The sequence below is a fragment of the Anaerofustis stercorihominis genome, assembly GCF_024623185.1.
In the GTDB taxonomy this organism is placed as follows: domain Bacteria; phylum Bacillota; class Clostridia; order Eubacteriales; family Anaerofustaceae; genus Anaerofustis.
This window is the reverse complement of sequence record NZ_JANJZK010000009.1, coordinates 82217-100469: the sequence shown is the minus strand read 5'-3', so window position 1 is coordinate 100469 and position 18253 is coordinate 82217. Positions and strand designations below refer to the sequence as shown.

Below are 18253 nucleotides of genomic sequence, written 5' to 3'. Positions count from 1 at the left end.
TGTCCGATCGTTCCGATATTTACATGCGGTTTCGTTCTTTCATATTTTTCTCTTGCCATTTCTTTTCTTTCTCCTTATCAAACTTTTATATTCTCTTATTGTACTTTTAAATAGCCTATTTACATCAAATAAATAATACTAAATATTATTAACCATGTCAACGTTTATTAAACAATATTTATTTTATGATATACCTTTTTTCCTTTTTTGATAATGATTTCATTTTCGTTAAAATCTTCTAATGTAATCATTTTATTCACATCGGTTATTTTTATATCATCGACGCTTACTCCGCCTTGTTTTACAAGTCTTCTTCCTTCGCTCTTTGAAGGTATGAGTTCAGCCTTAAGCATTAAATCAAGCAGGGTTATACCTTCATTTATTTCTGATTTTTCTATATCGGTAGAAGGCATATTTTCTTTGCTTCCCTTACCTTTAAACAGTGCTGACGCAGCCTCTTTCGCTTTATTTGCTTCATCCTCACCATGAACAAGTTCAGTAAGTTCGTAGGCTAAAATTTCTTTTGCTTTATTTAGCTCACTGCCTTCCCATTTTTCCATTTTTTCTATCTCTTCCAATGGTAGGAAAGTCAGCATTTTAAGACATTTGATTACATCTTCATCTCCTACATTTCTCCAGTACTGATAAAAATCAAATGGTGAAGTCTTATTTGGGTCAAGCCACACCGCACCTGACGCCGTCTTACCCATTTTCTTGCCTTCGGAATTAAGAAGAAGTGTAATTGTCATGGCATAAGCATCCTTGCCCAGCTTTCTTCTTATAAGCTCTGTACCGCCAAGCATATTGCTCCACTGATCGTCTCCGCCAAACTGCATGTTACAGCCATAATCTTTATATAATCTGTAAAAATCATAGCTTTGCATTATCATGTAGTTAAACTCAAGGAAACTGAGTCCTTTTTCCATTCTTTGCTTGTAACATTCGAATGTAAGCATTCTGTTAACACTGAAATGAGAACCTATATCTCTGATAAAATCTATATAATTAAGATCCCTAAGCCAGTCTGCATTATTTACCATTAATGCTTTACCCTCGGAAAAATCAATAAACCTGCTCATTTGTTCTTTAAATCTTTCGCAGTTTTCATTTATTGTTTCAACGGTCATCATTTGCCTTAAATCGGTTCTTCCCGACGGATCACCTATCATACCGGTACCGCCGCCAACGAGTGCTATAGGTTTATTACCTGCCATTTGAAGTCTCTTCATTAAACATAATGCCATAAAGTGACCAACATGAAGACTGTCGGCAGTAGGGTCAAATCCGATATAAAATGTTGCTTTACCGTTATTAATAAGTTCTTTTATTTCTTCTTCATCTGTTACTTGAGCAATGAGTCCTCTTTTAACCAGTTCTTCGTAAACAGTCATCTATTCTCTCTCCTAATTAGTATGCTCTTGCAAAGTATGCAAGTTTATCTGCTTTCTTACCGCAGTATACACAAGTATCACTTCCGATATCTTCTTGCTTAAACGGTACACATCTAAGTGTTGCACCGGTTTCTTCTTTTATTTTTTCTTCACACTCGGTGCATCCGCACCACATAGCCTTGACAAATCCAAGTGATTCACTTTGAACTTTCTTGAATTCATCCATATCTTTGGCTGCTTTTGTATGTTCTTCTCTGTGCTTAAGGGCTTTATTATACATATTAGATTGTATCTCATCCAATAATTCTTTGACTTTATTTTCAACTTCATCTAAGCTTACACTTATTTTTTCAGAAGTATCTCTTCTGGCTATTACACACTGACCGTTTTCAATATCTTTAGGTCCGATTTCAATCCTTACGGGAACACCCTTCATTTCCCACTGATTGAATTTCCATCCCGGTGAATAAGCCTCATTATCATCTAATAATACCCTTAAATCACTTAATTTATTCTTAAGTTCATTAGCTTTATCAAGCACACCTTCCTTATGCTGTGCAATAGGGATTATAACAACTTGAGTAGGTGCGATTTTAGGAGGGAACACAAGACCGTAGTCATCTCCGTGTACCATTATGATCCCTCCGATAAGTCTCGTTGACACACCCCAAGATGTAGAATAAGCATACTGTTCTTTTTCTTCTTTATTTAAGAATTTGATTCCGAATGCTTTCGCAAAATGGTCAGCTAAATTATGGCTTGTACCGCTTTGAAGAGCTTGTCCGTCATGCATCAATGCTTCTATGGTATAAGTAGCATGAGCTCCGGCGAATTTTTCCTTTTCCGACTTTTGACCTACAACTACAGGCATTGCAAGATAATCTTCACATATCTCTCTGTAAATCTCTATCATCTGAAGAGTCTCTTCCTGTGCCTCTTCAAATGTTGCGTGAACGGTATGACCTTCCTGCCATAAAAATTCGCTTGTTCTGAGGAAAGGTCTAGTTGTTTTTTCCCATCTTACAACGTTTGCCCATTGATTATATAAAAACGGCAGCTGCCTGTAGGACTTCAGCCACTTAGCATACATACTGCATATAATAGTTTCGCTTGTCGGTCTTATGCAAAGTCTTTCCGCAAGTTCGTTCTCTCCCCCATGGGTTACCCAGGCAACTTCGGGAGCAAAACCTTCAACATGTTCTTTTTCTTTATTTAAAAAGCTTTCCGGGATAAGTAGCGGGAAATACATATTTTGATGTCCGGTCTCTTTAAATCTTTTATCAAATGCCGCTTGAATATTTTCCCAAAGTGCATAACCATACGGACGAATAACCATAAATCCCTTAACGGGGGCATAATCTACCATTTCTGTTTTAGTTATTACATCTGTGTACCAACGAGCAAAGTCTTCACCCATCGGAGTTATAGCTTGAACTTTCTTTTTCTTACCCATTTCTTCTTCTCCTAAATATAATTTTAATCAATTTAATATTATATCATAACTTTATACATTTTTCATATTTATTGGTAAAATAAATAAAAAAAGCTTATCATAATAAGCTTTTAATCATTAAATGCACTATTCCATTTTTCAAGCCTTTTATATAGTTTCTTCTTTACTTTATCGTTATCCGATATAGAAATCATTTGATTAAAATAACTATAAAAGGCAGAAGGATAAGATATTTTTTCTTTTTTTACATGTTTTTTCTTTGGTATTACTTCTCTTAATAAATCTTCATATGTAATCAAATGACTATCCCTTGTATATTCATTTTTGGTTATATTATCGAAACATTTTTTAAACAGCTCAAAATCATTGTTTTTTCTAGTGCTTTTAATAAAGTCTATAAAACCATAATTTGCTGCGGGAAATTCTCCAAATAAATAATTTATAAATTCTTCATCTTCTTTTAGCACTAAAGACATGCCCTCATAGTAATCATCGGAAAACCAGCAAAGCATACAAGAATCCATTTCATCATAATAGTCATCGGTATTCTCATTTACATATGGGAAATAAATACTGAGCCACTTGAAGATTTTAGCACAGTAATACATATCATCTTTTCCAATCGTATAAATAATATTCCACAAATCATCATCACCGTTTAAAGATGACTTTATCTTTACATCATTGAAATAATAAAACAGACCGCTTATCCAAGGCTCTGTTTTTCCTCTCTTTTCAAAACAGTTTTCCAAACTTATATTTATAGGAATATTGAAAGGCTCATTATTCTCAGGAAGAATAGGTTCTGCTATTTTTATCTTATCTTTTATAGAATACTTCATGACTTCACCTTGACTTCTAATTTATTAATATATAATCATTTTAACATATCTAAAATAAATTTTATATGTAAATAAAAAAGGAGAGGACTAAAAGCCCTCTCCTTTTAAAAATTCATCTTCGGTTATATAATCCTTTGCTTTCTGAGGAATTTCGTTAGCCTCAGCTTCTATATTCTTATGTTCGTTTTCCACTACGACTTCTTTGACAGTATCGTCATTATAAATAAGTATTTTTTTATCTTCCATTCTTCTTCTCCTTTTTCTTCTATTATGTGCAGATTTTTCTTTTTTTGTTACTGCATTTTTATTATCAGTTTTCTGCTTTTCTTTTAACGTATCTTTGTTATTGTTTAGGTTTTCTTCTTTTAGCTTTTTTCTTTTAAGCCTTTTACCCCGAGCCATATTTATCACCTTATTTTACTTTTTTTACATATGATTTAAGCATATCCAATACTTTATCAAACTGTTTTTGTTCTTCAATGGGAAGCTTTTCTTTATACTCCAGTATCACTCTTGCTTTTTCTTCGTTATTTAGATGTGCAAGATCTCCATGATCTCTCATAAACTCCTGAAACTTAGGTGCATATTCCTGTTCCAAAGCCTCAGCTTTTTCCATAACCCCCTTCTTATTTGCCGCGTCCTTGAGTTTTTCCACCGAGTCTTCATTGATATTCAGACCGCTTGCCATATTTACCATTTTAGAAATGTCTTTTTCCTTCACTAAATTACCTCCTTATATTTAAATTGAAATAAATAAATTATTTCATCACACAAATACCCCTTGGTGCGTACTATGAACTAGGGGCTTAAAAAATAAAAAAAGCACCTATTAAAATCTATTACTTGGAGGTAACTTATATGTGTAATTTTTTAGATGACTGTTCTTGTGAATGTTTATTGATGTTTTTCCTACTTTTAGTAGTGTTATTTGACGGTTGTGATATCTTCGGCGAAGAAGATTCTTGCAGCTTATTATTCTTCTTCTTATTATTAGTTGTTCTTTTCACTGAATAATTTTAATTTTAAGACTTTGATATAAACGTAAAATATTTTACAAATTCACCCTAGGGAGGTACTTCTTTATGAAAGGCAATTTTTTAGATTGTTTATGTGACGACGATAGTATGATCATACTTATCGTTTTGGCGGTATTATTACTTTTTGGCAGTAACGACGACTGCGGATGCGGCGGCGGATTTCTAAACGGTTTATTCGACGGCAATAATATAATCCTTATTATCTTAGTAGTGTTCTTACTTTTCTGTGACGACGAATGCTAATAAAAAAAGGGGCCTCGGCCCCTTTAATTAAAGGAGATTACAAAAATGGATATATTTAGAAACATATCCCTAAATGAAATACTACTGATATATTTGGTATATAATCTATTTAGTAGTAATGATAACAGCCCATATGTAAAAGCAAATTACACCATAACGGACGGTGAAAACGCCGATGAATCAGACACTTTAGAAAAAGAAAACATCGAACATAAAAAAGCTTTGTTAAATAAGCAGTTATTTAATAGTAATTTTAATATACATAATGCGAGAAAAAGGTTGAAATATGTTGACGAATACTTTTCTCATGCAGAAAGAATAAAAAACAGGGCAGTAGGAATAAAAAAAGACGGAAAAAAGGGAACAAATAAATTCTTAATGGATAATTTGAAGCACGGGCTGGGAGATAATTACAAAAATATAGAATCAATGATAAATATGCTTCCGTTACTTAGCGGAATGAATGAAATGAAAGATATATTTAATGCAAAACCAGCATCAAGCGAAAGAAAAGAAGAAATAAAAGCAGAACATAATGAGAAAAAAGAGCATAACGAAATAATAAAAACAGAAAAAGAGATAAATCATAGAAGAAATCTAAAAGAAGATAAAAGCTATAACGATATTTTAGAACTTGTAGATTTACTATCATAAAAGACATTGTCAATAATCACAATGTCTTTTTTATTATTAAATCAAATATAATAAATATTCGATTTTACTTCATTATATAATATATTCTTATAATTACCTTGAATATTAAATAAAAAAGTGATTACCATTTCAGCTTTTAATCCCAAATAGTAATCACTGTATAATTATAATTTTATGGAAACAAAAGTACCGTCCGAGGCTTCAACATGAACAACTTCCAACCCCTTATTTTCCTTTAAAATATCCATACATTCTTTTACTATCAAGTTAATAGTTTCTTTAGTGACCAGTTCATCATAAGGTTTGGGAGTACCTGCTCTCATTTCCTCAAACATTTTATCCGGTATCATTTTAACTGCAATTCCTGCCATGCCAATGGGAACAGGCAAAGAAAAATGAAAACCTTTTGTTATGATTTTTACTTTCATATTTTATAAAATTTACTTATCAACGAATATTCTCACGGTTGTTCCGTCAGAAGCATCCACATTGATAAGGTCGCCTTCTATTTCATCATCCAAACATTCGCAAACGGCATCCATCATACCGGAAAGGTCAAATCCCTCAAGTTCCTGTTCGGGTATAGGTAATTTCCCTGTCACTTTTAAAATTTTCTTGATTGCACCAACAGGGAATTGTATTTTTACTTTATCTCCGCCGGCACTGCTGTCAACTATAATTCTAAACATCTTTTTGTCATAGCTGCTTTTTACTACTTCATTACGCTGTGTTTGTTCATCTACATTTAATGCTGACATAAGCTCCGCGCCTTGTTCTGCTGTAATAGTTCCTTCTTCTATCATTTTTAAAATCCTTAATTTTTCGTCCATGATTTAACTCCTTAATTATATTAAATTATTTTAACCGTTCAATTGCTTGTTCAGCTGTTATTTCTCCATTTTCAAGTGCTCTTAATACTTCTTCTTTCTTTGCCGACACTTCATCAATTTCGGTTTCATATCCGAGTTTATTTATTACCGCATCCAATTTTGCACGAACGGTTGGATATGATATACCGAGTTCCTTTTCAACTTCTTTGATATTTCCCCTGCATCTTATAAAAGTTTCCGCAAAATATAAATCTTCATCACAAAGATAATCAAATTTACTGAGCCTGAAACTATTTTCTATTACCGTATCGCAGGAATCGCATTTAAGTCTTGCAACAGTTAGTTCGCTATTACATACCGGACAGCGGCTTATAACTTTATTCATACACTCACGCCCTTTCTCTTTAAAACAAATATAATATAAAATATTAAAAATGTCAACACATATATTAATATTTTTAATTTAATTATTAAATATATTAATTTATATCTTTAAATATTTAATTATTCCAGGCTATAACCTTAATCTTTATAATAAAAAGACAGAGTATAAATCTACTCTGCCTTTTTAATTTACTTGTAATCTACAAATATCAAAGGATTTATAACGTCCTTTACATCAGTAGATGTCCTGACTTCAAAATGTAGGTGATGTCCCGTAGTAGAACCCGGATTTTTGTCTTTTATAGGATCTCCTCCCTCTCTTCCTATCACATCTCCCTGTTTTACTTTTTGCCCCTTTTTAACATACACTTTTGAAAGATGAGCATAGAAAGTATGTATATCATATTTGTGTTTTATCTTTATGTAATTTCCATATCCGCCTTTATCAAGTCCGGTTTCAACTATCGTTCCATCAGCTGCAGCCTTGATTTTATCATGCCATTTTGCACCGATATCAATCCCCGAATGCATTTTCTTCTTTTTATATATAGGATGTATCCTATAAGAAAAAGGACTGGTTATCGTACCCTCTACAGGATTTATAAAGCCGCTGGATTCGTTTTTATATTTTGTGATCTTGGAGTTATTATCTGATACTATAAATTCATTATTAAATAAGTAAAACATATCCTGAAATTTAAAGCCATAACCCCAAATAGTTATAAACACAAATATAATATTTAAAATAACAAAAAATAAATTTTTATATAATATTCTGTTTTTCCTATTTAACTTTTTTCTTTTCATCTTTTTAATATATGAGCTTATCCATAAAAATATGAAAATCTGATTATTAAAGAAAAAATACTTTTATATAATATTAAAGCTGATAAGTTATTAATAAATTTTAACTGCATTAAACTTCATTTTAATGCACCGACATCAAAAGAAAATCATATTAATAATAAAGTATTAAATATATAACAATTAAAACGTAGATTATTTTATTATGTAAATCTACACCATACAATAAATATAAAATAACTTAAATATAATAATTTTAAAATAATAAAAAGGTTCTGAAATAATCAATATTAACTAAAAAAATGAGCTAAATAAATAGCTCATTTTTTTATAGATACTTTTTAAGTTCATAAAAGTTTTTTTCTTCGATTTCAAGAAGTCTCTTTGCAAGTTTTACGACTTCTTTATCGCTGTCTTTATATTCTCTTAATTTCTTTGTTATTTGAACGATGCCCATAGTACTGCCCTGCATAAGCATTCCCGCGATATGCTCTGAAGATTTATCTTTTAATGTTTCCATTTTTATCATTAAATAACTTTGCATTTCAGTAAAGAAGGATAGATCCTTTGCTTCTTTGCCCATTTTTTTCATAATCTTATTTACTTTACTCACAAAGTCGTCATAAGTTTCTTTTTCATAAACAAGTTCATCTCTAAATTTTAGATCTTCATTGATATCAATTAAATCCTCTATGGTTTCACTTCCCATTTTGGCATTTTTAAATATAAACTCCAATAATCTAATACTATTATCCATTTCAATTATCCTTTTTTATTTTATTATTTTAAAAAAGGACTTTTTTTATTCAAAATAATTTCCGTTATATCTGTTTTTTAAATATGATATATTTTCCTCGCTGTCTTCATTGTATGGAATTCCGAAGTAATCAAGTATTCCCTTTGAAATATCTCTGCCGTATTCATATACATTATTAATGACAAAATCACTATCCTCAGGATTATCATGAAATGCGATTTCAGCTAATACTGCGGGAGCATTGGTATTCTTAAGTTCATACATTCCCTTTCCGCCGAAAGAAAGCCTTCCCTCTTTTACACCTAAGTCTTCCGTAGGAGTAAGCGCTTCCAAATAAGGATAAATATCTCTTGCAAGTGCTTCTCCTTCTCCTCCAAAACGATGAGTATAAATTTCCGCTCCTCTCGCTTCTCCGTTAGCCGCATTTGAATGAAGGGCAACATGTACCCTGGGATTTACATTATTAGAATCCTCTACAACTTGTGCCAAAGTCATGCTTGGATTATTCCTCGCAGTCACAAGCCCGTGTCTGTTTAGTTCATATTCGACAACATCCGCAACTTCATTCATTCTTGCTTCTTCGCTTCCGTATCCCTGCTGTCCTAAATTAAAATGCTGAACGGAAGGTGATATATATACATCTACCATAAAATTTCCTCCTAAATTAATAATATTCATAATATAATATGAAAAAAATTACTAATTCGTTAAATTTATAGTATGTTAATCAAAGTAATAACAAAAAATAAAAATAAAAAGGAAAATCATGAGCATTTATATTTTAATACTTTTTATTTTTATATACAGTTTTTTCGGATATATATACGAAACAGCAATAAATATTGTAAACAAAGTCCCGATAAACACTAAAGGATTTCTATATGGTCCGGTAAGACCCATATACGGTTTTGGATGTGCATTAATAATCATAGTATTCTACGATACACATATAGATACTCTTCCTTTATTTTTCCTCGTTGGGCTTCTGGCATGCACCCTGGAATATTTTACTTCTTATTTATTAGAAAAGATATTCAATAAACATTATTGGGACTATTCCGATAATTTGTTTAATATTAACGGCAGAGTATGTTTGCTGGGCTTTACTGTATTTGGGCTATTTGGAGTAATCCTCGTTAATTTCATACATCCTAACTTAGTTGAACTGGTTTATGATAATTTTTCAAACAGATCGATTATCTACGCGGTGTATACTATGACCGGGATATTAATCATAGACATAGGGATGAGCCTATATAATCTTTATCATTAAAAGAGTAAATTAAAAACTTACTCTTTTTTTTATTTTATATTATTATGATTTCTTTTTATTTGATAATTCATTTATTCTAACATTTTATTAAAACTAATAAACAAATTATGATAAAATATCTTCTATACCAAGTTTTTATTATACTTAAAAACAAAATAAATATTATTTTAGGAGACATATAATGGATAAAATAAAAATAAGGTTTGCAGAAGAAAATGACAGCAATGAAATTTTAGATATATATACTCCATATATATTGAATACACCGATAACATTCGAATATGACAGACCCGATGAGGAAGAATTTAAAAATAGGATTATTGAAACAAAAAAGAAATATCCATATTTGGTATGTACAATAAACGATAAAATAATAGGATATGCTTATGCAAGTCAATATAAAAACAGAAAAGCATATGATTATACTGCCGAAATATCCATATATATAAAAGATGGATATAAAGGTAAACATATAGGAAAAAATTTATATATGGCTCTTATAGATATATTAAAATTACAAAACCTTAAAATTTTATATGCTTGTATAACAGTTCATCCTACGCTTAAAAGCAGTGATTTCCACAATAAATTAGGCTTCAAAGAAATAGGCTTTTTTAAAAACAGCGGCTTTAAAGAAGGCAAATGGTACGATACAGCTTGGTACAGTTTGGAGATAGGAGATTTTGAACCCACTCCGGAAGAATTAATACGTATTGGCAAAATAAATAAGGAAAAAATAAATAAAATATTTGAGAAATATGAAGAAGCAATAAACGAACAACTATTTAGAAATTTATCTAAATAGTTGTTGACTTTCCACCGTAACAGTAATATAATCTATTTAGAAAATTTTCTAAATAGATTATAAGGAGATGATTATATGAGTTTCGGGGATACTCTTAAAGCACTTTCGGATCCAATAAGAAGAGATATACTAACAATGCTTAAAAGCGGAAGGATGTCCGCGGGAGATATATCCGATAAGTTTGATATGACTAATGCAACTGTATCATATCACCTGTCGAAGCTAAAAGATGCAGGACTTATATACGAAACGAAATATAAAAATTTTATATACTATGACATAAATACTTCGGTATTTGAAGAATTGATGTTATGGCTATCCCAGTTCGGCGGAGGAGAAGAAAATGAAAAAGATAAATAAGGAACTTATAGTATCAACAATAGCGTGCTTCATACCTATGGTCATCGCACTTTTATTTTATAACAAATTACCCGAGCAGGTCCCTACCCATTTTGGTTGGAACGGTGAAGCAAACGGTTATTCATCAAAAGTATTTTTTACTTTTATAATGCCTTTATTATATGTGGGGCTTCATCTCTTTGTTAACATAATGGTAAACAATGACCCTAAAAGAGCAAACTCTCCAAAAATAATGTTTTCCCTTGTAAGATGGCTCATTCCGGTTTTAATGACAATAGTTACAGGATTATCCATAGCTGCCGCACTTAATGTTAATATCAATGTTTCTACATGGATATTGTGTTTTATCGGTATACTGTTTATAGTTATCGGTAATTATCTCCCAAAGTGCAAACAAAACTATACTATAGGTATAAAACTGCCTTGGACACTTAACAGTGAAGAAAACTGGAACAAGACACATAGGCTCGGTGGTATAGTATTTGTATTATTCGGATTGATACAAATAGCGGGTGCATTCTTTAATTTTGGCGGACTCATTACCATGATTACGATTTTTGCAGTTTTATTAATCCCAATGATGTATTCCTTCATTCTATACAAAAAAGGAATTTAATAAATAAAAAGAGAGCGGAGTATCCGCTCTCTTTTTATCTATGCAGCTTGACATTTATTTTATGTAACTTAGAATACATCATATTGAATAAATAGATAGTTTATAGTATTCTGCAATCTAAGGAGGATAGGACATTGAAAATAACAGTTGAACATATCAAAGAAGGTGAAAATGAGATAATCCTAAAGTGTAAAAATTTAGATGAAGAAATGCTTGAAATACTTGAGCTTCTAAAGGAGCGAAGCTTTAAGATACCCGCAAAGACCGATGAAGGTATATATATGACAGAGCCGAATGAAATATACTACATTGAAACTATTGAGGGGAAAACATTTATATACACAAAAGACAATGTGATGGAAATAAATTATTCTTTAATGGAATTGGAGACGAAATATTTGTCATTTGGATTTACAAGGATAAATAAGTCCCAAATAGTAAACATTTATTATATAAAAAGTCTTAAAGCATTAATTAATTCAAAGATAAAACTTACGCTTAAAAGCGATGAACAATTAATAGTATCGAGACATTATAATTTCAGACTTAAAGAAAGCCTTGGAATTTTGAAAGGAGAAAATTAAAATGAAAAATAATAACAGAAGAAAAGAACTTATGTTTTTATACAATGCAAAATCCATGACAGGCATTTACTTCAGTACATTTGTACTCTTTTATTTAGTACTGAGTGCTTTATCAAACGGTATTTCAAATTCATCGCTTGATTTTATGACCGCTTTTCAAATGCTGATATGTGCTGCATTAATAGGATTTTCTCAGGAAATAATCGTACCTGAAGATAAAATATCAGGAAAAAGAGCAATGATATGGGGCATATTGATGTTAATAATCACCATCGGATTTTGTGAGTTATTTGGCTGGTTCAGTCAAGTAAAAATATGGTGCAAGATCTTATTCTACTTAGTAGTTTTAATATCAATATTTGTAGTTTGGCTGGCTTTGGAAATAAAAGCCAAATATGACACCAAAGAATTAAATGCTGCGCTTAAAAAGTTCCAGAGTAAATAAAAAACAAAGGGCGCAAAATCTGCCGAAGGCAGGCGTAGTGCCCCTTGTTTTAAACCATAATTATATATACTTTAATTTATCTTCATCCTTTAAAATATATTTATATGCAGCATATGCAAATGCATTTTCATTATTTGTCCTCGGAAGAACTATATCAGCTACTTCTTTTGTTTTATTATCGCTGTTTTTAACCGCAATTCCATACTTTGAAATGTCAAACATATATGTATCTACTTCCTGATCTCCGATACTTGCAACTTCATCCTTTGTTATACCATATTCGTCCATAATTACTTTAAGTCCGTTTGCTTTATTTAGTCCGTCGGGCATATAACTTACACACTCTCCGTAAGGTCTTGCGGTGGTATATACTCCCTTAGGGGCAAGCGCTCTCAAATGAGGTACATCTTCCTCATTTTCTCTTACAACCGCTACCCTGCAGCATTTCTCAAGAGATAAAGTATCTCCTTCACGGGCTTTCTTTAAAGTATGAAATCTTTCAATATGACGTATTAATTTGTCGTCTGCATTCTCATACATAATCCCATTTTCATGATAACATAAGAACCCCCTGTTTTCAGCTCTTAACTCTTTTATGAAATTTTCGTATGAACTTCTTTCAAATGTAGATATAAGTTTATTTTCACCTTTTACATCAAGTATCAAAGCGCCGTTGATTGCAACATGTTTAAAATTTTCAAGTCCCAAATCATGTATATGTTCTCTCATAAGAACTTCTGTTCTTCCGGAGTTTAATACTACTTTTACTCCCGCATCAACGAGGTTTTTTACCGCAATTATATTTTCCTTTGACATATTATCGTTTTTATCTAAAAATGTATCATCTAAATCTACCGCAAATAATTTTATCATTTTTTCCTCCGCAAAATTCTTATAGCCACAGCATAAAGCTATGGCTATTATATATAATTTAGATATATTTTTCTACTATATTTCTTTTAATTTTTCTTCGTCTTTTAATATGTATTTATAAATCGCATACGCAACACCATTTTCATTGTGACTTCTTGGAAGTACAACGTCCGCAGCTTCCCTTGCAAAATCATCACAGTTGCTTACCGCAAAAGACATTCCGCAGGCATTGAACATATCGATATCGCTTTCCTGGTCCCCGATACAAGCAACTTCTTCAGGCAAAATATTATAATCCTCAAGTATAGGTTTAAGTCCTGAAAATTTATTGAGCCCTATTGGCATATAATCAAGTATCCCGCTATTGGCAGTTGAATATAATCCTTCGGGACAGATACTTCTTACATATTTAAGCTCTTCTTCATCACCGTAATATGTATTTACTCTCGGACATTCCGGAATTGTCATTACATCTCCCTTGATAAGAGCTTTGCTTGAATGGAAATATTCCACCTGCGGTCTTAATTTATCTACATGCTCATACATAAGCCCGCCGTCACAGTAGCAGAAAAATTCTCTATTCTCACTTCTAAGCCTTTCTATCAAAGCAACATATGTATCATGGTCTATAGATTTTACGAATTTATTATTACTCGTATAATCCATTATAAGAGCTCCGTTTACTCCGACATGTTTATACTTTTCAAGCCCCAGCTCATAAATCATATCTTTCATAGTAGGTTCGCTTCGTCCCGAGTCCAGTACTATCTTAACTCCCGCAGTTTCCAAATCTTTGATAGCTTTTTTATCTTCGTTTGAAATAATATTTCCGTCTCTTAGAAGTGTATGGTCTAAATCCACAGCCAATAATTTTATCATAGTTTTTCTCCTAAAAAATATTTTTCTATAACATAACTGATAGCGTCTTCTTCGTTTGTCTTATCGATTACTATTTTCGCAGCTTCTTTAGCTTCCTCTACAGCATTTTTTACCGCTATACCAAGAGGTGCTTCTCTAAGCATTTGGAGGTCATTCCCTCCGTCTCCGACACATACTATTTTTTCTTCATCTATACCAAATTCTTCGGCAAGCCTCTTTGCTCCCTTATACTTTCCCTCTCCTCTTAGTGAAAATATAACAAATCCGTTTCCCTCTCCGGTTTCTATCACATCGCTCGCCCATGAACGCATTAAAGCTCTCTCTTCTTCATTATTTATAATTCCGTATATCAAGAATATCCCCTCTACATCATAAGGTGTATATTCAATATCTATCATCGGATAACCTTTGATGTATTTATCCATTACTTTGGCTAATTTAAAGCTATGGTTATGATATATCCCCTCAGGCGTAAATACATTTGCTTCTATGTTATTCTCTTTTAATAAATCGAGGATCCTGATAATTTCATTTTTAGGCAAAAATCCGGAAAACTTTGCGTACCCGTTAAGGTCAAAAATACAAAGCCCGTTATGAGCCAGATGTTTTTGGTCTTCAAGACCGACCATTTTTATTACATCGACCATCGTAGGTTCGGCTCTTCCGCTGGCAAGGGCGACTTTGCCGCCCTTTTCGATTAAAGTCCTGAGTGCCTTTTTATTCTTTTCTGATATGGTTCCGTCATCTTTTAAAAGTGTGTCATCCAAGTCGGTTACTAAAAGCTCATACTTCAAAGTCTATTCCCCCAATATGTATTTATCTATTACATACGCCACGGCGTCTTCATTACAGCTTTGTTCTAAAACCACATCCGCAATTTCCTTGACATCATCGGTCGCATTAGCTACGGCAATACCAAGCCCTGCACCTTTTATATTTGTATAGTCATTTTCCTGATCTCCCATTACAATGACTTCATCCATAGAAAGACCAAGTTCTTTTGCGATTTCTTCAGTACCTTTTATCTTTGTAACCTCATATGGCATCATATCAAAAAAATGAGGATCCGGAATGACCCCGCTCATTTCATTTTCCTTTTCAAGCCCCTTTACGAATTCATACTCTTCATCATCGTTAAAATATGTACTTATTTTATATACACCCTCGACATCTTTTATATCACCTATCCTGGCTTTAGTCACAGGGAAATAGATATCTATACTTTTAGCAATATCATCACTTCCCTCTTCATATATAAAATCAAGGCTTTCACTGGAAAATACTCCGCATTCAATTCCTTTTTCCTTTAATTTATCAACCAAATTCAAATAAAAATCTCTGTTAAAAGTCTTTATTATCTTTCTGTCATTACCTTTAAATATACCCGCGCCGTTATCTGACACATGATAATTATCCTCTATACCTATCATTTTAGCATAATGAAGCACATCTAAGGCAGGTCTTCCGCTTGCCAAAGAAACCATTACGCCTTTATCTTTACATTTCCTTATAGCCTCTACGTTCTTTTGGGAAACACTCTTATCGGTACAAAGCAGAGTATTATCTACATCCATAACAATCAATTTATATTTCATTATGCTCTCCTTATGTTATTTCTAAGCGGGAAAATGCCCCGCAATTTTTCCTGAGATATTAATGTATCATATAAATAAACATTTATATTTTTAAAACTTGAAAGATTTTTATATGCTTTCTTACTTATTATAAATATATACTTATATTATTTTTTATTTAATTATGTAAATTTTAAAGCATATACTCGTGAATCAAATGATATAGCCCGTCCTCGTCATTAGTATATGGAAGAACTACATCAGCTACATTTTTTAGTCTGTCTACAGCATTCTTCATTGCAATACCAAGTCCCACATTCCCGACTATCTGCATATCATTTTCCTGGTCTCCCACAGCAATTATTTCTTTTGTAGATATACCCATTTCTTTTGCTATCCTTAAAGCTCCGCTCCACTTTGATACACCTCGGGGTGATAGATCTATAAAATATTCCCCGGCAATATCCGCTCTTATATCACTGTGAAGTCTCTCCATTTCTCTGTGTAAGAATATATGGTCAACATTCTTATAAGAAGAACTTATTTTAAATACATTCTTAAGATTTCTTACATCCGTCTCAACAAAATCTATTGAAGTATCGGGATTTATTTCTCTGCACCTATGTACAAACTCTTTGCTGGTTTTATCATAAAAAGACCCTGCATGATCACTGGTCATAACAACAAAGGGAATATCGTTATATCTAAGTATATCAACTATCCTTTTAAAGAAATTTTCTTCAAAGTGAGCGACCACTTCTTCTTCTCCCTCTCTGAAAATCGTAAGACCGCCGTTTGCGATATTAAAATTATCCTGACATCCAAGCTGTCTGGCAAACTTTATCGCATCTACATAGAGCCTGCCGCTGCCCACACTTATAAATTTACCTCTCTTTTGAAGCTCGTGAACCGCTTCAAGATTTTTTTTACTGATTTCACTATTACTGTTTAACATAGTCCCGTCTAAATCAGTAATCAGTAGTTTATAATCCATAAACTCCTCCTTAAAATATATTTTAAACGAACTTTATATTTAAATATCATTATAGTCAAAATATAAAAAAACTACTAAAAATCATTATATTTCTTTTAATAATATTTAATAATCTATTTCAAACTTAATTACCTTTTATAATTTTACTATAGAAACATTACTATTGTCAAATAATAACAACTTAAATTACAAAAGATTATAAAATATTTTGAAAATTTAGAATTTATATCTATTGAGTATTTTACTTAAGTAAAGTATAATTGATTTTAATCTGAAAAAAGGAGAGATCAAATGAAAAACGTAACATTAATTTATGGCGACGGCATCGGCAAGGAAGTAATGTCAAGTGCGGTCGAAGTAATAAAGGCAACTGGAGCCGATATAAATTTTGAAGAAGAGATCGCTGGGCTTGAAGCAGTAGAAAAATACGGAGAACCTCTTCCTAAAAAGGTAATAGACAGTATAAAGAAAAATAAAGTAGCGCTAAAAGGTCCGGTTACCACCCCCGTAGGAAAAGGGTTCAGAAGCGTAAATGTAACTTTGAGAAAAGAACTCAATCTATATGCAAATGTAAGACCAGTTAAAACTTACGAAGGTCTTAAAAACCGCTATGAAGATATAGACCTTGTAATAATAAGAGAAAATACTGAAGGACTTTATGCAGGAATTGAAAAGGAAATAGAAGGCGGAGCAGAAACGACAAGGCTTATAACAAAAGAGGCAAGCAAAAGGATTGCAAAATACGCTTTTGAACTTGCCAGAAGAGAAAACAGAAAAATGGTAACGGCTTTACATAAGGCAAATATATGTAAACTGACAGACAGAGTATTCTTGGATGCAGTAAATGAAGTACATAAGGATTATCCGGAAATCGAACTTAATGACTTAATAATAGATGCAGCGTGTATGAATCTTGTTATGTATCCGGAAAAATATGACGTGCTTTTGGCTACAAATCTATTCGGAGATATCGTAAGCGACCTATGTGCGGGTTTGATAGGAGGTCTCGGACTTACAACGGGCTCGAATATTGGTGAAGACGGAGCAATATTTGAAGCGGTCCATGGTTCCGCACCGGATATTGCGGGAAAAAATATCGCTAACCCTACCGCATGTATTTTGGCAGGTGCAAAAATGCTTAATTATATAGGTTACGAAAAAGAAGCAAAGAAAATCGAAAATGCAATAGAAAGTTTGATCAAAGAAGGTGAATACCTAACAAAAGACCTGGGAGGCAGTCTGGGAACTAAGGAATTTACAAAGAAAGTAATTGAAAAATTATAAATATTTATATTTTATTTATATGATTATTTAAATTAAATTTTATAAAAATCATAAAGATAAATAAATTTATTTAAAGTTAATAATTAGTTAAATTATTCTGTTAATTTAATTTTTTAGAGGGTTTCATGAAAATAACTCTTATAAAGCTTGTTTTTTTCAAAAGAACACCCA

At 32.0% G+C, this 18253-nt stretch carries 25 protein-coding genes; 9 read left to right on the top strand and 16 right to left on the bottom strand.

What is annotated here, in order from left to right:
- Positions 1-167: 167 nt before the first annotated feature.
- The 5 genes from tyrS to NSA01_RS06970 all read right to left on the bottom strand — a co-directional run bounded on the left by tyrS (position 168) and on the right by NSA01_RS06970 (position 4407).
- The gene (gene tyrS, locus NSA01_RS06990) at positions 168-1391 is read right to left on the bottom strand and encodes a tyrosine--tRNA ligase (RefSeq protein WP_257480769.1); all 1224 of its coding nucleotides are present in this window, start codon (positions 1389-1391) and stop codon (positions 168-170) included.
- 16 nt (positions 1392-1407) lie between these two features.
- The gene (gene proS, locus NSA01_RS06985) at positions 1408-2844 is read right to left on the bottom strand and encodes a proline--tRNA ligase (RefSeq protein WP_257480768.1); all 1437 of its coding nucleotides are present in this window, start codon (positions 2842-2844) and stop codon (positions 1408-1410) included.
- 110 nt (positions 2845-2954) lie between these two features.
- The gene (locus NSA01_RS06980; protein WP_257480767.1) at positions 2955-3686 is read right to left on the bottom strand and encodes a hypothetical protein; all 732 of its coding nucleotides are present in this window, start codon (positions 3684-3686) and stop codon (positions 2955-2957) included.
- Between the two features lie 87 nt (positions 3687-3773).
- Complete coding sequence (locus tag NSA01_RS06975; protein ID WP_257480765.1) at positions 3774-4088, bottom strand: hypothetical protein; 315 nt, start codon at positions 4086-4088, stop codon at positions 3774-3776.
- 10 nt (positions 4089-4098) lie between these two features.
- Positions 4099-4407, bottom strand: coding sequence for a hypothetical protein (locus NSA01_RS06970; protein WP_257480764.1), 309 nt, complete (start codon positions 4405-4407; stop codon positions 4099-4101).
- 361 nt (positions 4408-4768) lie between these two features.
- Between NSA01_RS06970 and NSA01_RS06965 the strand changes: the two genes are divergently transcribed.
- Together NSA01_RS06965 and NSA01_RS06960 are read left to right on the top strand one after the other, a co-directional pair.
- Positions 4769-4966 (top strand): hypothetical protein, encoded by a 198-nt coding sequence (locus tag NSA01_RS06965; protein ID WP_257480763.1) that lies wholly within the window; start codon positions 4769-4771, stop codon positions 4964-4966.
- Positions 4967-5011: 45 nt separating this feature from the next.
- Positions 5012-5620, top strand: coding sequence for a hypothetical protein (locus tag NSA01_RS06960; protein ID WP_257480762.1), 609 nt, complete (start codon positions 5012-5014; stop codon positions 5618-5620).
- A gap of 164 nt (positions 5621-5784) precedes the next feature.
- Here NSA01_RS06960 and NSA01_RS06955 read toward each other — a convergent pair whose 3' ends face one another.
- The 6 genes from NSA01_RS06955 to NSA01_RS06930 form a co-directional block, all read right to left on the bottom strand.
- Entirely contained in the window at positions 5785-6048 is a 264-nt protein-coding gene (locus NSA01_RS06955) for a hypothetical protein (RefSeq protein WP_257480761.1), read from the bottom strand.
- A 12-nt stretch (positions 6049-6060) separates the two neighbouring features.
- Entirely contained in the window at positions 6061-6450 is a 390-nt protein-coding gene (locus NSA01_RS06950) for an SHOCT-like domain-containing protein (protein ID WP_257480760.1), read from the bottom strand.
- Between the two features lie 25 nt (positions 6451-6475).
- Positions 6476-6835 carry a DUF2089 domain-containing protein gene (locus NSA01_RS06945; protein WP_257480759.1) on the bottom strand — a complete coding sequence of 120 codons (360 nt, stop codon included), beginning with the start codon at positions 6833-6835 and terminating at the stop codon, positions 6476-6478.
- 188 nt (positions 6836-7023) lie between these two features.
- The gene (locus NSA01_RS06940; RefSeq protein ID WP_257480758.1) at positions 7024-7521 is read right to left on the bottom strand and encodes a M23 family metallopeptidase; all 498 of its coding nucleotides are present in this window, start codon (positions 7519-7521) and stop codon (positions 7024-7026) included.
- A gap of 445 nt (positions 7522-7966) precedes the next feature.
- A complete protein-coding gene (locus tag NSA01_RS06935; RefSeq protein WP_257480757.1) occupies positions 7967-8395 on the bottom strand; it encodes a hypothetical protein in 429 nt (142 codons plus the stop codon).
- A gap of 45 nt (positions 8396-8440) precedes the next feature.
- On the bottom strand, positions 8441-9043 hold the full coding sequence (locus NSA01_RS06930; RefSeq protein ID WP_257480756.1) for an N-acetylmuramoyl-L-alanine amidase family protein: 603 nt from the start codon (positions 9041-9043) through the stop codon (positions 8441-8443).
- Positions 9044-9161: 118 nt separating this feature from the next.
- Here NSA01_RS06930 and NSA01_RS06925 point away from each other — a divergent pair, with 118 nt between their 5' ends.
- From NSA01_RS06925 to NSA01_RS06900, 6 genes are all read left to right on the top strand, one after another.
- Positions 9162-9668 (top strand): putative ABC transporter permease, encoded by a 507-nt coding sequence (locus tag NSA01_RS06925; RefSeq protein WP_257480753.1) that lies wholly within the window; start codon positions 9162-9164, stop codon positions 9666-9668.
- Between the two features lie 181 nt (positions 9669-9849).
- Positions 9850-10473, top strand: coding sequence for a GNAT family N-acetyltransferase (locus tag NSA01_RS06920; RefSeq protein ID WP_257480752.1), 624 nt, complete (start codon positions 9850-9852; stop codon positions 10471-10473).
- Positions 10474-10548: 75 nt separating this feature from the next.
- Complete coding sequence (locus NSA01_RS06915; protein ID WP_257480751.1) at positions 10549-10833, top strand: autorepressor SdpR family transcription factor; 285 nt, start codon at positions 10549-10551, stop codon at positions 10831-10833.
- A complete protein-coding gene (locus NSA01_RS06910) occupies positions 10817-11449 on the top strand; it encodes an SdpI family protein (protein WP_257480750.1) in 633 nt (210 codons plus the stop codon). Before NSA01_RS06915 ends, NSA01_RS06910 begins: the two co-directional genes overlap by 17 nt.
- Positions 11450-11583: 134 nt before the next feature.
- Positions 11584-12033, top strand: coding sequence for a LytTR family DNA-binding domain-containing protein (locus NSA01_RS06905; protein WP_257480749.1), 450 nt, complete (start codon positions 11584-11586; stop codon positions 12031-12033).
- A gap of 1 nt (position 12034) precedes the next feature.
- Positions 12035-12478 (top strand): hypothetical protein, encoded by a 444-nt coding sequence (locus tag NSA01_RS06900; RefSeq protein WP_257480748.1) that lies wholly within the window; start codon positions 12035-12037, stop codon positions 12476-12478.
- 60 nt (positions 12479-12538) lie between these two features.
- Here the strand turns inward: NSA01_RS06900 and NSA01_RS06895 are convergent, their stop codons facing one another.
- The 5 genes from NSA01_RS06895 to NSA01_RS06875 all read right to left on the bottom strand — a co-directional run bounded on the left by NSA01_RS06895 (position 12539) and on the right by NSA01_RS06875 (position 16798).
- Complete coding sequence (locus NSA01_RS06895) at positions 12539-13351, bottom strand: Cof-type HAD-IIB family hydrolase (RefSeq protein WP_257480747.1); 813 nt, start codon at positions 13349-13351, stop codon at positions 12539-12541.
- 75 nt (positions 13352-13426) lie between these two features.
- Positions 13427-14230: an HAD family hydrolase gene (locus tag NSA01_RS06890; protein WP_257480746.1), complete on the bottom strand. Its 804-nt coding sequence runs from the start codon at positions 14228-14230 to the stop codon at positions 13427-13429.
- Positions 14227-15024: an HAD-IIB family hydrolase gene (locus tag NSA01_RS06885; protein WP_257480745.1), complete on the bottom strand. Its 798-nt coding sequence runs from the start codon at positions 15022-15024 to the stop codon at positions 14227-14229. Before NSA01_RS06885 ends, NSA01_RS06890 begins: the two co-directional genes overlap by 4 nt.
- Positions 15025-15027: 3 nt before the next feature.
- The gene (locus NSA01_RS06880; protein WP_257480742.1) at positions 15028-15825 is read right to left on the bottom strand and encodes a Cof-type HAD-IIB family hydrolase; all 798 of its coding nucleotides are present in this window, start codon (positions 15823-15825) and stop codon (positions 15028-15030) included.
- A 172-nt stretch (positions 15826-15997) separates the two neighbouring features.
- On the bottom strand, positions 15998-16798 hold the full coding sequence (locus tag NSA01_RS06875; protein WP_257480741.1) for an HAD family hydrolase: 801 nt from the start codon (positions 16796-16798) through the stop codon (positions 15998-16000).
- Between the two features lie 291 nt (positions 16799-17089).
- Here NSA01_RS06875 and NSA01_RS06870 point away from each other — a divergent pair, with 291 nt between their 5' ends.
- Positions 17090-18082, top strand: a complete 993-nt coding sequence (locus NSA01_RS06870; protein ID WP_257480740.1) for an isocitrate/isopropylmalate dehydrogenase family protein — start codon at positions 17090-17092, stop codon at positions 18080-18082.
- Positions 18083-18253: the final 171 nt, after the last annotated feature.